At 59.2% G+C, this 13,580-nt stretch carries 11 protein-coding genes and 2 pseudogenes; 9 read left to right on the top strand and 4 right to left on the bottom strand.

Going from position 1 to position 13,580, the window contains the following annotated elements:
- The first annotated feature begins 31 nt into the window (after positions 1-31).
- The 9 genes from pseB to AOG28_RS17025 all read left to right on the top strand — a co-directional run bounded on the left by pseB (position 32) and on the right by AOG28_RS17025 (position 9,384).
- Complete coding sequence (pseB, locus tag AOG28_RS17065) at positions 32-1,030, top strand: UDP-N-acetylglucosamine 4,6-dehydratase (inverting) (protein WP_054557301.1); 999 nt, start codon at positions 32-34, stop codon at positions 1,028-1,030.
- Positions 1,031-2,194, top strand: coding sequence for a UDP-4-amino-4,6-dideoxy-N-acetyl-beta-L-altrosamine transaminase (gene pseC / locus AOG28_RS17060; protein ID WP_054557300.1), 1,164 nt, complete (start codon positions 1,031-1,033; stop codon positions 2,192-2,194).
- Positions 2,191-2,928: a pseudaminic acid cytidylyltransferase gene (gene pseF, locus AOG28_RS17055; protein ID WP_054557299.1), complete on the top strand. Its 738-nt coding sequence runs from the start codon at positions 2,191-2,193 to the stop codon at positions 2,926-2,928. Before pseC ends, pseF begins: the two co-directional genes overlap by 4 nt.
- Positions 2,925-4,067: a UDP-2,4-diacetamido-2,4,6-trideoxy-beta-L-altropyranose hydrolase gene (pseG, locus tag AOG28_RS17050; protein WP_054557298.1), complete on the top strand. Its 1,143-nt coding sequence runs from the start codon at positions 2,925-2,927 to the stop codon at positions 4,065-4,067. Before pseF ends, pseG begins: the two co-directional genes overlap by 4 nt.
- On the top strand, positions 4,064-4,582 hold the full coding sequence (gene pseH, locus AOG28_RS18040) for a UDP-4-amino-4,6-dideoxy-N-acetyl-beta-L-altrosamine N-acetyltransferase (RefSeq protein ID WP_082388954.1): 519 nt from the start codon (positions 4,064-4,066) through the stop codon (positions 4,580-4,582). Before pseG ends, pseH begins: the two co-directional genes overlap by 4 nt.
- Positions 4,583-4,588: 6 nt before the next feature.
- Complete coding sequence (gene pseI / locus AOG28_RS18035) at positions 4,589-5,650, top strand: pseudaminic acid synthase (protein ID WP_082388953.1); 1,062 nt, start codon at positions 4,589-4,591, stop codon at positions 5,648-5,650.
- 282 nt (positions 5,651-5,932) lie between these two features.
- Positions 5,933-6,562, top strand: a complete 630-nt coding sequence (gene upp / locus AOG28_RS17035) for a uracil phosphoribosyltransferase (RefSeq protein ID WP_043335602.1) — start codon at positions 5,933-5,935, stop codon at positions 6,560-6,562.
- 121 nt (positions 6,563-6,683) lie between these two features.
- Positions 6,684-7,970: a uracil-xanthine permease family protein gene (locus AOG28_RS17030; RefSeq protein ID WP_082388952.1), complete on the top strand. Its 1,287-nt coding sequence runs from the start codon at positions 6,684-6,686 to the stop codon at positions 7,968-7,970.
- Positions 7,971-8,160: 190 nt separating this feature from the next.
- Positions 8,161-9,384, top strand: a complete 1,224-nt coding sequence (locus AOG28_RS17025; protein WP_235507074.1) for a glycosyltransferase — start codon at positions 8,161-8,163, stop codon at positions 9,382-9,384.
- 109 nt (positions 9,385-9,493) lie between these two features.
- Here AOG28_RS17025 and AOG28_RS17020 read toward each other — a convergent pair whose 3' ends face one another.
- The 4 genes and pseudogenes from AOG28_RS17020 to AOG28_RS18905 all read right to left on the bottom strand — a co-directional run.
- Complete coding sequence (locus AOG28_RS17020) at positions 9,494-10,117, bottom strand: helix-turn-helix domain-containing protein (RefSeq protein ID WP_054557295.1); 624 nt, start codon at positions 10,115-10,117, stop codon at positions 9,494-9,496.
- Positions 10,118-10,315: 198 nt separating this feature from the next.
- Positions 10,316-12,502: a cache domain-containing protein gene (locus AOG28_RS17015; protein ID WP_054557294.1), complete on the bottom strand. Its 2,187-nt coding sequence runs from the start codon at positions 12,500-12,502 to the stop codon at positions 10,316-10,318.
- A 26-nt stretch (positions 12,503-12,528) separates the two neighbouring features.
- Positions 12,529-12,756, bottom strand: a pseudogene (locus tag AOG28_RS18365) (sigma 54-interacting transcriptional regulator); the annotation flags it as partial.
- A gap of 177 nt (positions 12,757-12,933) precedes the next feature.
- Positions 12,934-13,545, bottom strand: a pseudogene (locus tag AOG28_RS18905) (sigma 54-interacting transcriptional regulator); the annotation flags it as partial.
- Positions 13,546-13,580 lie beyond the last annotated feature (35 nt).

Here is a 13,580-nt window from a genome sequence, read left to right as displayed (position 1 = left end):
TAAATTTAATCTTTGTTGAGGGCGGTAGGGTATGTTCGATAATGCATCGATTTTAGTGACAGGTGGTACTGGGTCTTTTGGTCACACATTCATCCCAATGTTGTTGGAGAAATATAATCCCAAGAGGGTTATCATTTTTTCACGTGATGAAATGAAACAGTGGGAAATGGCCAAGAAGTTCCAGGGTGATTCTCGTGTGCGTTTCTTCATAGGTGATGTGCGTGACCGAGACCGGGTATACCGTGCTCTGGATGGCGTCGATTATGTCGTCCATGCGGCCGCCACCAAGATCGTGCCCACTGCCGAGTACAATCCCTTCGAGTGCGTGAAGACCAATGTTCAAGGCGCAATGAACCTGATTGACGCGTGCATCGACAAAGGCGTAAAAAAGGTCGTCGCACTGTCTACTGACAAGGCTAGCAGCCCGATCAACCTTTACGGTGCTACCAAGCTGACATCCGATAAGCTGTTCGTTTCAGGCAATTCCTACGCAGGTGGCCATGAAACACGCTTTTCAGTAGTGCGATATGGCAATGTGATGGGCTCGCGCGGTTCAGTGATTCCATTTTTCATGTCCATTCGTGACAAGGGAGTGCTGCCAATCACGGATGATCGTATGACACGCTTCATGATCTCTCTGGAGCAGGGCGTCGAGTTGGTCTGGCATGCTTTCGAAGACATGGAAGGTGGAGAGATTTACGTCAAGAAGATTCCTTCCATGAAAGTCACCGACCTTGGGCGTGTCGTTGCGCCGGAGGCTAAGCAGGAAGTCGTCGGCATTCGTCCCGGAGAGAAGCTTCACGAGCAAATGATTGGCGCTGAAGATGCTTATTACACCTATGAGTATCCTGAGCACTTCAAGATTCTGCCGGCCATCAATAGTTGGGATCAAGATGCCAATCGTATCAAGGATGGCAGGAAGGTGCCGGAAGGGTTTGTCTATTCCAGTGACAGCAACAGTGAGTGGATGAGTGAAGGCGAGCTCGAAGCCTGGATAGATACTAACTGGGACAAGATCGGAGCTATCTGAATGATTCCCTATGGACGTCAGGATATCCAGCAGGCCGATATTGATGCCGTGCTGGACGTCTTGCAGTCAGATTTTCTGACACAGGGCCCCGTGGTGCCGCGCTTCGAGCAGGCAGTCGCTAATAAGGTGGGGGCACGACACGCCTTGGCTGTGAATAGCGCTACATCAGCCTTGCATATTGCCTGCCTGGCATTGGGCTTGGGGCGGGGCGATTGGCTATGGACTACCCCGATCACCTTTGTGGCTTCCGCCAACTGTGGTTTGTATTGTGGAGCTCAGGTCGACTTCGTGGATATTGATCCGCATACCTATAATCTCTGTCCCAAAGCGTTGGAAGCCAAGCTTGAGCAAGCCGAACGTGCCGAGCGTCTGCCAAAGGTGGTAGTGGCCGTGCACCTGTGCGGGCAGCCCTGCGACATGCAGGCAATCCATGCCTTGGGGCAGCGATATGGCTTTCGCATCATTGAAGATGCGTCACATGCCATTGGTGGTCAGTATAAAAACGAGTACATCGGTAGCGGTCGCTATAGTGATATCACAGTGTTCAGTTTTCACCCGGTGAAGATCATCACGTCCGCAGAGGGGGGGATGGCACTGACCAATGATGATGCTCTGGCTCGTAGCATGGACCTGCTCCGGAGCCACGGGGTGACTCGTGATCCTGCATTGATGAGCCACGAAGCCGATGGCTCATGGTACTACCAGCAGGTTGCCTTGGGCTTTAACTACCGTATGACTGAATTGCAGGCCGCGTTAGGGTTGTCCCAGCTTGAGCGCCTGGATGTTTATGTGGCGAAGCGTAACAGCCTTGCAGATCGTTATGATCAATTGTTGGCCGATCTGCCCGTGATGATCCCGTATCAGCATCCCGATAGCTATTCTGGTCGCCATCTTTACGTCATTCGTCTCGAGCTTGACCAAGTCCGTGTGACCCATCGGGAAGTCTTCGATGCCCTGCGCGAGCAGGGGGTTGGAGTCAATCTGCACTATATCCCTGTGCATACCCAGCCCTATTATCGGGATTTTGGCTTCCGGGCGGGCGACTTCCCTGAGGCTGAGCGCTATTACGAGCAGGCCATCAGCCTGCCTTTATACCCCATCATGAGTGATATACAGCAGGACAACGTGATTGTTGCCTTGCGCCGGGCAATGGAGGTGGTATGAGTAATCTCGCTGTTGCTGGCCCGGTCGCTATAATCCCCGCGAGGGGCGGTAGCAAGCGGATTCCGCGCAAGAATATACGGGAATTTGCTGGCAAGCCCATGATCGCTTGGTCTATCAAAGCCGCGTTGGACAGCGGATGTTTCGCGCGTGTGATCGTCTCGACTGATGATGATGAAATCGCTGCCGTAGCGGAAGCCAATGGCGCGGAGGCACCGTTCCGTCGTCCCGCCGCACTCTCTGACGATCACACTGGCACCATCCCGGTGATCGCTCATGCGATTGATTGGCTTCGCGAACAGGGTGAGTCGTCTCAGTCGGTGTGCTGTCTCTATGCAACCGCACCTTTTGTTCAGCCACATGATTTGAAAGCAGGTTTGCTCGCGCTACTAAGTGGCGATGCAGACTATGCCTTCTCAGTCACAAGTTATGCATTCCCTATCCAGCGAGCCTTGCGCTTGACGTCTGACAGTCGTGTCACAATGTTTCAACCAGAGCATTTCACCACGCGCTCTCAGGACCTCGAGGAAGCCTGGCACGACGCTGGGCAATTCTACTGGGGGCGCGCAGAAGCCTGGGTTGCCGGCAAAGCGATCTTCACTCAGCGTGCCGTGCCGGTAAGGCTACCGCGCCATCGGGTACAGGACATCGATACTCCTGAAGATTGGAAGCGCGCCGAGTGGCTATTCCAAGCCTGGCAGGCCGAGATGGCATTGGAGCGGGGTGCAGAGAAATGAGTGGTGAGACAAGTCAGCCTCCCTCCCCTGTGGTGGTTTTTCGTGTAGACGCCTCAGTCGAGATTGGCACTGGTCATGTCATGCGCTGCCTCACGCTTGCCGAAACTCTCAAGGCGCAGGGTGTCCAGTGCCACTTTCTTTGCCGTGAACATGTTGGGCATTTGATCGATACCATTCAGGCGCGGGGCTTTGTTATCCATCGATTGCCTGTGTGGAGCCAGCAGGACATTGATGATGCGTCCGGGAGTCCTCAGCCGAGCCACGCGCATTGGCTGGGTGTGTCATGGCAGCAGGATGCCGAGGCCTGTGCCACTCTGCTGCGGAGTTTGGCTCCAGACTGGCTTGTCGTGGACCACTACGCACTGGATGCTCGCTGGGAAGCTGCGGTATTGCCCGCTCGAACCCGTTTGCTCGTCATAGATGACCTGGCGGATCGTCCCCATCTTGCCCACCTGCTACTTGATCAAAATCTGGGTCGCCAATCAGAAGACTATGCTGGATTGGTGCCAGTGGAATGCCAAGTGTTGGCGGGACCACAGCATGCCGTATTGCGGCCGGAGTTTGCTGAGCGTCGTGAGAGCAGTCTGACTCGGCGGCTCCGACGCCCGACGATCAAGCGAATGTTGATCAGCCTTGGTGGTGTCGACAAGGACAATGCAACCTGTCGCGTACTTGACGCTCTGAACGACTGCAACTTGCCACATGATCTCGAGATTACCGTAGTCATGGGTGCCACCGCGCCTTGGTTGAGAGAGGTCAAGGCTAGAGCCGGGGAGCTCCCGTGGTTCACCGAGGTGGTCGTCAATGTATCAGATATGGCGAGGCGGATGGCCGAGGCTGACCTCGCAATTGGTGCCGCAGGTAGTACTTCCTGGGAGCGCTGTTGCCTAGGGCTGCCTACTCTCATGCTGGTACTGGCCGAGAATCAGAAATCTATTGCCAAGGCGCTGGATATGGAGGGCGCGGCGGTTTGTCTAGGCAACCAAGAGCAGTTGGTCGAGGGGCTGTCTCGACATTTATCAGCCCTTCAGGTTCCTCATGCCTTGTATGAAATGAGCGTAGCTGCTGCTCAACTGACCTCTGGCGGCGGAACGCTGGCCCTCTGCCGGGCTCTAAATGGGGAGTCAAAGTATAGATGATATTACCCGCAACTTTACGCACTCTCGAGGAGGCCGATCTCTTCTTGGTACGTCAATGGCGTAACCATCCTGATGTTCGGCGTTACATGTACACACAGCATGAGATTTCTGAGGGGGAGCATCGCGCTTGGTTCAAGCGTTCACAGCACGACCCAAATCGGCATCTCATGCTGGCTGAAGCAAATGGCCAGCCATTTGGGTTTGTCAGCATTCAGCTGGAAAATGATGAGCCGCATCGCGCTGTATGGGGGTTCTATCTTGCTCCTGAGGCACCGCGAGGCAGCGGTCAAGCGCTTGGGGAAGTCGCTTTGGAATTCGCGTTTGATCAGCTTGGTCTGCATAAACTTTGTGGTGAAGCTCTTGCCAGCAATCAACGCTCGCTAGCGTTTCACGAGCGTTTCGGATTTGTGCGCGAGTCATTATTAAGAGACCATCACTTTGATGGAAATACTTATCACGATGTCATTGGCTTCGGGCTCTTTCGTAGCGAATGGCAATTGCAGCAAGGAGCATGACGTTACATGACAGTCCCCTCTATCGAGATCGCTGGTCGCCGTGTCGCGCCTGATCAATCTCCCTATATTATCGCTGAACTTTCCGCCAACCATAATGGCAGGCTCGAAACGGCCATGCGTATTGTCGAAGAGGCTGCCAAAGCAGGTGCTGATGCTATCAAGTTGCAGACTTACCGACCCGATACCATTACCCTCGACTGCAACAGTGAAGAGTTCAAGATCAAAGGCGGTCTCTGGGACGGGCGTACTCTCTATGAGCTTTATGAAGAAGCTCACATGCCTTGGGAGTGGCACCAGCCGCTTTTTGAGCATGCACGAAAGTTAGGGATCACGATTTTTAGTTCACCCTTCGACACTACAGCAGTTGATCTTCTTGAAGAGCTTGGTGCGCCAGCATATAAAATTGCTTCTTTTGAGGCTATTGACTTACCGTTGATCGAGTATGTCGCCAAGACGGGTAAGCCGATGATTATTTCAACGGGCATGGCAAATTTGGAAGAAATTCAGGAGGCTATTGAAACTGCCCAACGTGCAGGCTGTCACCAGCTGGCGATATTGCACTGTGTCAGTGGATACCCGGCACCATCAGAAGATTATAACTTGAATACAATTGCCGACATGATAAGCCGTTTCGGCTTGGTAACGGGTCTGTCGGATCATACCGTAGACAATACTACCGCTATTACCAGTGTCGCTCTTGGTGCAAGCCTGATTGAAAAGCATTTCACGTTGGATCGTAATGGTGGTGGGCCTGATGATAGCTTTTCTATAGAGCCTGAAGAATTGCGGGCATTATGCCGTGATACGAAAACTGCCTGGAAGTCCCTGGGTGAAGTCAACTATGGTCGAAAGTCCAGTGAAGTTGGGAATGTACAGTTCAGACGATCACTCTATTTTGTGAGAAGTATGGTGAAAGGTGAAAGGATAACTAGCGAGTGTGTTCGGAGTGTAAGGCCTGGGTTTGGTGTGGCTCCAAAATATTTGAATGATATCATTGGTTCTCGAGTGCTGAATGACGTCGATATCAATACTCCAGTCTCTTTTTCTATCATTTCGAAAGATTCTTGATTTTGCAGTATTCTGGTATATAATATAAAAAGTTGTTAATTTGAATCACTGTCAGATCAGCATATAGGTAAAAATTACCTAATAAGTTATAATGGTTTAGTCATTATGTATGTTGCCTTGCGCAGCGTACCTCCACACCAAGAACCATTTTCGACCTTAACTTGTTGAGCGTATTACGCTAGAATGCGCTCAATTTACCAGCCTCCCCGCTGCTATCGTCCGAGCCGGCGGGGGTAGTGCTGTGTATCGTTTGCACCATCTTCTGTCCCAAGAGGTATTTCCATGAGCGTCCATGCCATCAATCATCCACTGGTCCAGCACAAGCTCGGCCTGATGCGTGCAGCAGGCATCAGCACCAAGAGCTTCCGTGAGCTGGCCAGTGAGGTCGCCAAGCTGTTGACCTATGAGGCAACCCAGGACCTGGAGCTGGAAACTACCACCATTGATGCCTGGAGCGGCAACGAGCTGGATGTCCAGACCATCAAGGGCAAGAAAGTGACCATCGTCCCGATCCTGCGCGCCGGCCTGGGCATGCTGGATGGTGTGACGGACCTGATTCCCCCGGCACGCATCAGCGTCGTGGGCCTGTACCGTGATGAAGAGACGCTGGAGCCGGTACCGTATTTCGAGAAGTTCGTGTCAGATCTCGACGAGCGTCTGGCCATCGTGATCGACCCGATGCTGGCGACCGGCGGTTCCATGATCGCCACGCTGGACATGCTCAAGGCCAAGGGCTGCCAGCAGATCAAGGTCATCGTGCTGGTCGCGGCGCCTGAGGGGATCGCCAAGGTGCAGGAATCCTACCCGGACATCGAGATCTACACCGCCTCCGTCGATGACCGCCTCGACGAGAACGGTTACATCGTGCCGGGTCTCGGCGATGCCGGTGACAAGATCTTCGGCACGCGCTGAGCGCCCGCCAGAGATGACAACGCCCTGCGCATCCGCGCGGGGCGTTTTTGTATCTGTCTGACCTGTCTGAGCAGTCAGGATCAGGCGGTTGACCCCTCCGCCCGTGAAAAGAAGTGCTGCCATGTCGTCTTCATCACCGTCCTCTGATACCTCCTCTCCCCATGCGTCGTCTGCCCATGTGCCCTTGCCGGAACAGGAAGGGTTCTCGCTGACGACGCTCGTCACCGGCGCGCAGATGCTGTTCGTCGCCTTTGGTGCGCTGGTGCTGGTCCCGCTGCTGACCGGGCTTGATCCCAACGTCGCCCTGTTCACGGCCGGTGTCGGCACCCTGGTCTTCCAGTGCGTGACCAAGGCCAGCGTGCCGGTCTTCCTCGCCTCATCGTTTGCCTTCATTGCGCCCATCCAGAGCTCGGTCGCGAACTTCGGCATTCCTGCCACCATGGGCGGCTTGTTCGTCGCGGGGCTGGTCTATGTGCTGCTGGCGCAAGGCATCCGCCTCAAGGGTGTCGGCATCGTGCATCGTCTGCTGCCGGCCGTCGTGGTCGGTCCGGTGATCATGGTCATCGGTCTGGCGCTGGCACCGACGGCAGTGCAGATGGCCACCGGCGAATTCAGCGACAACATCTCGCATGCTCAGGCGCTGACATTGTCATTGGCCAGTCTTGGCGTGACGCTGGTGCTGTCGATCTTCGGGCGTGGCATGTTGCGCCTGGTGCCGATCCTCGGCGGTATCCTGACGGGGTATGGGCTGGGGCTGGTGATGGGGGTGATCGACCTCTCGCCGGTGCATGCCGCTGAGTGGCTGGCGCTGCCAAGCTTCACTGCGCCGACCTTCGAATTTTCCGCCATTCTGTTCATGATTCCTGTCGCCATCGCGCCTGCCGTCGAGCACATCGGCGACATGGTGGCGATCGGCTCGGTGACACGGCGTGACTACCTGAAGAAGCCGGGGCTGCATCGCACGCTGCTCGGCGACGGCCTGGCGACGTCGGCAGCGTCACTGTTCGGTGGTCCGCCCAATACCACCTATTCCGAAGTGACCGGCGCGGTCATGCTGACTCGCAACTTCAATCCGCGCGTGATGACGGTCGCGGCCTGTGTCGCAATTTCGCTGGCCTTCATCGGCAAGGTCGGCGCCGTGCTGCAGACGATCCCCACGCCAGTGATGGGCGGCATCATGTGCCTGCTGTTCGGCTCGATCGCGGTGGTCGGCATGAACACGCTGGTGCGCGCGGGGGATTCACTGACCGCACCGCGCAATCTGGTGATCGCCTCCTTGATCCTGGTGTTCGGGATCGGTGGCATGCAGGTCGGTGGTGGTCAGTTCACGCTGCAGGGCGTGAGCCTGGCCGCCATTCTGGGCATCGTGCTCAACCTGATTCTGCCGCCGGCGAAAGAGGGAGAATGATTACCATTTGATGAGTGGTCGCAGGGAACATTTACGCGAATGACGGTTCAGATAAATGCAACTCCCGTGTGCTGAGTGACTGGCACACGTGAGTTGCATTTTTCGTTTTCCCACCAGACGCCAGCTATCGTTTTCGCATGTCTTGCACGCGACACAAGGCGGTACTGGCGGACATTCGAAGGAGTGATGCTTGCGTACCCTGGTCGTAGTGAGAAGCCTGAAAATGGGCGGCATGGAGCGAGTGGCGGTCAATCTTGCCGACAGTCTGGCCGCGAATGACCACGAGACGCATATGGTCATCTGGCGCGGTCGTGATCAGGTGCTTGAACCGCAGGATGCCAGCGTCCAGCAGCACATCGTGCCGATTCAGCAGCGCGTCCAGCGTTCCGTCGGCGGCGCCCTGACGACACTGGCGTCACGTCTGGTGCTCAATCCCGTCATCCGCCGCTCCAATTTCGTGTGGGTCGGCAAGGCTGGTGGCGAGGAATTCGCCGCTTGGCTCGAGGAATTCGAGCAGAAACACGGCAAGGTTGACCGCATCATCTTCCGTGGCCTGGGAACCTTCGAGCAGGTGTGGGGGTTCAAGGATTCCCGTGCACGTTACGTGCTGGAAAATCGCGTCAACTTTACCGGCCCGCAGTGGAAGCAGCGCATGTTTGCCCGCTGTCTGCTGGAGGACAAGCATCTGGTGGCGGTGTCCGAGGATGTGGCGCAGGGGGCACGTGACATTGCTCGCCAGCACGGGGTGACTCCGGCGCATATCGAGACGATCGTCAATGCCTGTCCGATCACCCGGATCCGCGAGCAGGCCGCCATGGATGAGCCGGATATCCCCGCTGAACCCTTCATTCTCAATGTGGCGCGTCTAGTGCCGCAGAAAGACCACGCCCTGTTGCTCGAGGCTTATGCCCTGGCCAATCCGAAGGAGCCGCTGGTGATCGTGGGGGCGGGCAATTGCCGGGAAGCCCTGGAAGCCCAGGCTGAGAGGCTTGGTATCTCAGAGCGGGTGATCTTCGCCGGTCAGCGTGACAACCCCTATGCTTGGATGCGTGCCGCCAAGCTATTCGTGCTCAGCTCGCGTGTCGAGGGCATGGGTATCGTACTGATGGAGGCGCTTGCCTGCGGCACACCGGTAGTCTCGGTGGATTGCCGTGGCGGAATACGCGAGATCCTCAAGGGCGAGCTGGAACACGCCATCGCGCCGCATTCCGCCGAAGGCCTCGCGCGACGCATGAACGAGTTGTTGGCAGAGGAGGGCTATCCGGTTCGCGAGGAATGGTTGGCAGATTTCTGCCCGCACACCATGGTGGAGCGCTTCCTGGCCGAGCCGGCCACCAATGACCCCTGGGATGAGGTGCGCGAGCAGTCGCCTGATGCTGCGGACCAGCCTCACTCCCGCGCTGCAAGAGGCTAGCGGCGCGCTTCACGCCCACTCGGTCGAGCTGGCTTGGGACTTACTGGTCAAGGGCGTGCTGGCCAGGGCCGAGCTGGCAGGGCCGAGCAGCTCTCGAGCGAATGCCGGCCTAGCGACTCTGTGCGATGCATAGCCACTGGCAGTCTGGGGCCTCGGCAGCGTCGGAGGTCCCGTGGTAGGTAATTTCACCGCTGGCGGCTTGCGACGCCGCCGGCTTGCGCCAGTGCAGTTGATAGCGCTCCCCGGCATGCAGTCGCGCAGCATCACCACATTCGAGAAGTGCCTCCTGGCAGGCCGCCGTCTCGGCGAACTCGATACACAGTGCGCCATGCGTGACCAGCACCAGGCTGTCATGCGCGGCCTGCAGGTAGGCGCTGCACCCCGGTGCGAGGCTGCCCAGCTCGATCTGGGGCTGTGGCGATGTCTGCCGGGATTGATCAATGCGTCGCAGCGTGAGTCCCGGTCCACAGCCCGCGATCGGCTCATGCTCGCTGTCACGCAGGATGCGTGGGGGTGCGGCGGGCACCTCATCGCTGAAGAAGTCGCTCAGCGAGATCGGGAATACCTCGAGAATCTTGTTCAGCGAGCTGACGGAAGGGCTGACCGCGTCCTGCTCGACCTGCGAGATGGTCGAATTGGTCACCTGGGCGCGCTTGGCCAGTTCACGCTGAGAGAGGCCATGACGCGTGCGCAGTTCGCGCAGCCGCTTGCCCAGCGTGCGAGACGCTGCCATTTCCTCGCCTGCCATTTTTTCGTCGTCAGTGGGCTGATCTGCCTTGCCGGCAGTGAGAGGTTCGGGGGCAGTACGGGAGCTATCGTGCGACATCAGTGGTGCCTGATTGAGTGAGCATGCGCGCAGGCTAGCACGCGGGTGAGAGTGCGTGGCAGTGCACCTCGCCACGCCCAGGTGAGTTCATTTCTTGCGTGTGGCTCAAGGCGAGCGACTGCTGCCCCCGGCGCTGAGCGTCTCGAGCAGATGGCGCCCTTGATCATCCTCATGATGCCGGCGTGCGATGCACGGCAACCACAGGCAGAAGGTGGCGCCGCCATCGGGGGTATCTTCCTGCCATAGCCTGCCCCCCAGCTGGGTGATCAAGCCCGATGAGACCGACAGCCCGATGCCCGAGCCATTGGCGCGCGTGGTGAAGAAGGGCGTGAAGATGCGCGACTTGAGATGCTCGGGCACGCCAGCGCCGTGATCGATGACGCGTATCTCGACTCCCGCCACGGGGGCGAGCTCCGCTGTTGGCGCTGGCACTGAGGCTGGCGCTGAGGCTGACGTATCCGGACGGCTGTTTGGCTCACCATTCATTACGGCCAGCGCCGCATCACGATCACGGCTGGTGATGCACAGCGTATCCGGCGCAGGCGCCATCTCGATGGCGTTGATCAGCAGATTGACCAGCACCTGGGTCAGTTGCGCGCGATCGGCCTCGATCAAGCGGGTCGCCGCCAGCTCATGCTGCAATTGATGTCCATGATGATCCAGCGCGTGCCTGACCAGCACCTCGACACTGTGGATCGCCTCGTCGGGATGAATCTGGCTGAGGTGAGGCGCACCGAGTGACGGTGTCAGTGAGTTGCCGTCGCCAATGTCGTTTGAGGCGAGCGGGTCGCGTGCGTACTGACGCAGGTTGTCGACCAGCGCGCGAATGCGCTCGACCTGATGGATGATGGTGGCGATTTCCTCGCGCACCGGCTCGGCCTGTTCACCGAGAATCACCTCGATCAACTCGACGTGACCGAGAATCACCGCGGCGGGGTTGTTGATCTCGTGGCCGATACCCGCCGTCAGTTCGCCCAGCGCCGCCAGTTTCTCGCGGGTCAGCAGGCGCGCACGCGCTTCACGCAGCAGGCGGACGTGCTCTTCCAGGGCCTGACTGCGTTCGCGCAGCGTGGCGGTCTGGGCGCTCAGGTCGCGGGTGCGATCCTCCACCTGGGCTTCCAGCGTCTGGGCCGCGAGCTGTATCTCGTGGCGGTGCGCTTCCAGTCGCGCCAGCATGGCGTCGAATTCCTCGGCCAGTTCATCCAGCTCATCACCGTGTCGCTGCGCCGGCCCCAGTGAGGACAGCGGGCCTATGCGCAAGCCCTCCTGTGAGGGGGTATCACGCACTGCATGCACCACACGGCGGATCTGTCGGATCGGCTGCATCAGGCGCTCGATGCTGCTCCACACCAGCAACACCCCCAACAGACTGACCGCGATCAGCACCAGGCTGATATGCGTCAGCGTCTCGCGATAGAGTCGCGCGTAGGGTGCCTGCGGATAGCCCGCGTAGATCATGCCTATCCGCTGGCCATCCAGGGAATCCAGCGGGGCATAGGCGGCCACGAACCAGTCACGAACCACGAAGGCACGATTGATATAGCGCTCGCCATTGCCGATCACCTGACGCTTCACCTCCAGCGAGGCGCGCGTGCCCAGCGCGCGCTCGCCGCTGGCGTCGGTGACATTGGTGGCGATGCGAACATCATCGAGAAACAGGGTGATGGTGCCGGTGCCATCTTCCGGCAGGGTGCCGGGGCCGTAGAGCAGATCGCGGATCTCATCGACCAGACGCGGATCACGGTTGAGCAGGCGGCCCGCATCCAGCGCGCCCAGCAGCTTGCCCTCGCCATCGAGGATGGGCACCAGCGCCCTCAGCAGCATGCCGCGGTTTTCCTCGCGGCGGGCACTGGGTTGTGCGTAGGGCGTCTGGCGCAGCGCAAGGCGCGCGCGCTCGGCAAGGGCAGGGTCCAGCGTCGCCAGTGAGTCGCTGGACAGCATGTCGAGTCCATCCAGGCTTTCGCCGCGCGCCAGTTGCGGAATCAGCGCGGCGACGCCTGGCGTCTGGCGCAGCTGCTCGGTGGGCAGCCAGCGCAGCCAGTCGGCATTGAGGGTGTCCCGCATGGTATCCAGGCGCGGCACCAGGCGTGGCAACAACTGCGCGGTCTGCTCATCGGGTGCCACCAGCTGGCGCAGGTTACGGCGCATCGCCTCCAGGCCATCACGCAGGCGCTGATGCTGGCTCTGCAGCGTGCGGCTGGCGACATCAAGATCGCTGCGCACGTTCATGTACAGCTGGCGGTCGGTATAGGCCGTGGTCCAGTAGGCGGTCAGGCCGACCAGCGCCAGCATCAGCGCCAGCAGCGGCGCCAGTGTCAGGTGAAGGCCCCCTTGAGGTGGCCGAACAGCTCGCTCTCCAACAGCTCCGGGCTGATGGCGCCGCAGTTGACCGGGACGAAGGCGCCGCGCCGACCGGACAGGCGATGCAGATCACGCGCCGCCAGCTCCTTGCCGGTGCCGGATTCCCCCAGAATCAGCACCGGCGAGGGCGCGGGAGCAACGCGCGCGATGATATGCGCCAGCTCCTGCATGGCAGGGCTCTCGCCCTTGAGGCTGGCCTCTTCCTCGGCGGAGGTGGTCGCGTCTCCGCTGTCATCCCATGCTGGGCGGCCTGATACCTGTGCGGCCTGACTGTCGACCGGCAGGGTATCGCCGGGCAGGCGGCCGAGCAGCAAGGCGCGCTCGATGACGTTCTTGAGTTCCCGCACATTGCCGGGCCAGGAATAGTGGCACAGGCGAGTGAGATCAGAATGCTGCCAGGGCACGGCGGGGAGGTTGAGCTCACGCGACAGCTGGCGCGAGAAGTGCTGAGCCAGCGCCGGGATGTCCTCCGGGCGCTCGCGCAGGGCCGGCAGTGTCAGGCTCAACACGTTGAGGCGATAGTAGAGGTCTTCGCGGAAGCGGCCCGCGGCCACTTCCGTCTCCAGTGTGCGGTGAGTGGCGGCCACGATACGCACGTCCACCGCCTGTTCCTGCTCGCCGCCGACGGGGCGCACGCGGCGCGTCTCCAGCACTCGCAACAGCTTGGCCTGCATTGCCAATGGCATCTCGCCGATTTCATCCAGGAACAGCGTGCCGCCATCGGCGAAGCTGAACAGGCCATCACGGCCACGGTGCGCGCCGGTGAAGGCCCCCTTGAGGTGGCCGAACAGCTCGCTCTCCAACAGCTCCGGGCTGATGGCGCCGCAGTTGACCGGGACGAAGGCGCCGCGCCGACCGGACAGGCGATGCAGATCACGCGCCGCCAGCTCCTTGCCGGTGCCGGATTCCCCCAGAATCAGCACCGGCGAGGGCGCGGGAGCAACGCGCGCGATGATATGCGCCAGCTCCTGCATGGCAGGGCTCTCGCCCTTGAGGCTGGCCTCTTCCT

It is taken from the genome of Cobetia sp. UCD-24C, assembly GCF_001306765.1.
Taxonomy (GTDB): domain Bacteria; phylum Pseudomonadota; class Gammaproteobacteria; order Pseudomonadales; family Halomonadaceae; genus Cobetia; species Cobetia amphilecti.
This window is presented reverse-complemented; position numbering and strand designations above follow the sequence as displayed.

Excerpts from the sequence above, each read along its gene's own strand:
- pseB (WP_054557301.1), top strand. The coding sequence starts at position 32 with ATGTTCGATAATGCATCGATTTTAGTGACAGGTGGTACTGGGTCTTTT.
- pseC (WP_054557300.1), top strand. The coding sequence starts at position 1,031 with ATGATTCCCTATGGACGTCAGGATATCCAGCAGGCCGATATTGATGCC.
- pseF (WP_054557299.1), top strand. The coding sequence starts at position 2,191 with ATGAGTAATCTCGCTGTTGCTGGCCCGGTCGCTATAATCCCCGCGAGG.
- pseG (WP_054557298.1), top strand. The coding sequence starts at position 2,925 with ATGAGTGGTGAGACAAGTCAGCCTCCCTCCCCTGTGGTGGTTTTTCGT.
- pseH (WP_082388954.1), top strand. The coding sequence starts at position 4,064 with ATGATATTACCCGCAACTTTACGCACTCTCGAGGAGGCCGATCTCTTC.
- pseI (WP_082388953.1), top strand. The coding sequence starts at position 4,589 with ATGACAGTCCCCTCTATCGAGATCGCTGGTCGCCGTGTCGCGCCTGAT.
- upp (WP_043335602.1), top strand. The coding sequence starts at position 5,933 with ATGAGCGTCCATGCCATCAATCATCCACTGGTCCAGCACAAGCTCGGC.
- AOG28_RS17030 (WP_082388952.1), top strand. The coding sequence starts at position 6,684 with ATGTCGTCTTCATCACCGTCCTCTGATACCTCCTCTCCCCATGCGTCG.
- AOG28_RS17020 (WP_054557295.1), bottom strand. The coding sequence starts at position 10,117 with ATGGCAGCGTCTCGCACGCTGGGCAAGCGGCTGCGCGAACTGCGCACG.
- AOG28_RS17015 (WP_054557294.1), bottom strand. The coding sequence starts at position 12,502 with ATGCTGGCGCTGGTCGGCCTGACCGCCTACTGGACCACGGCCTATACC.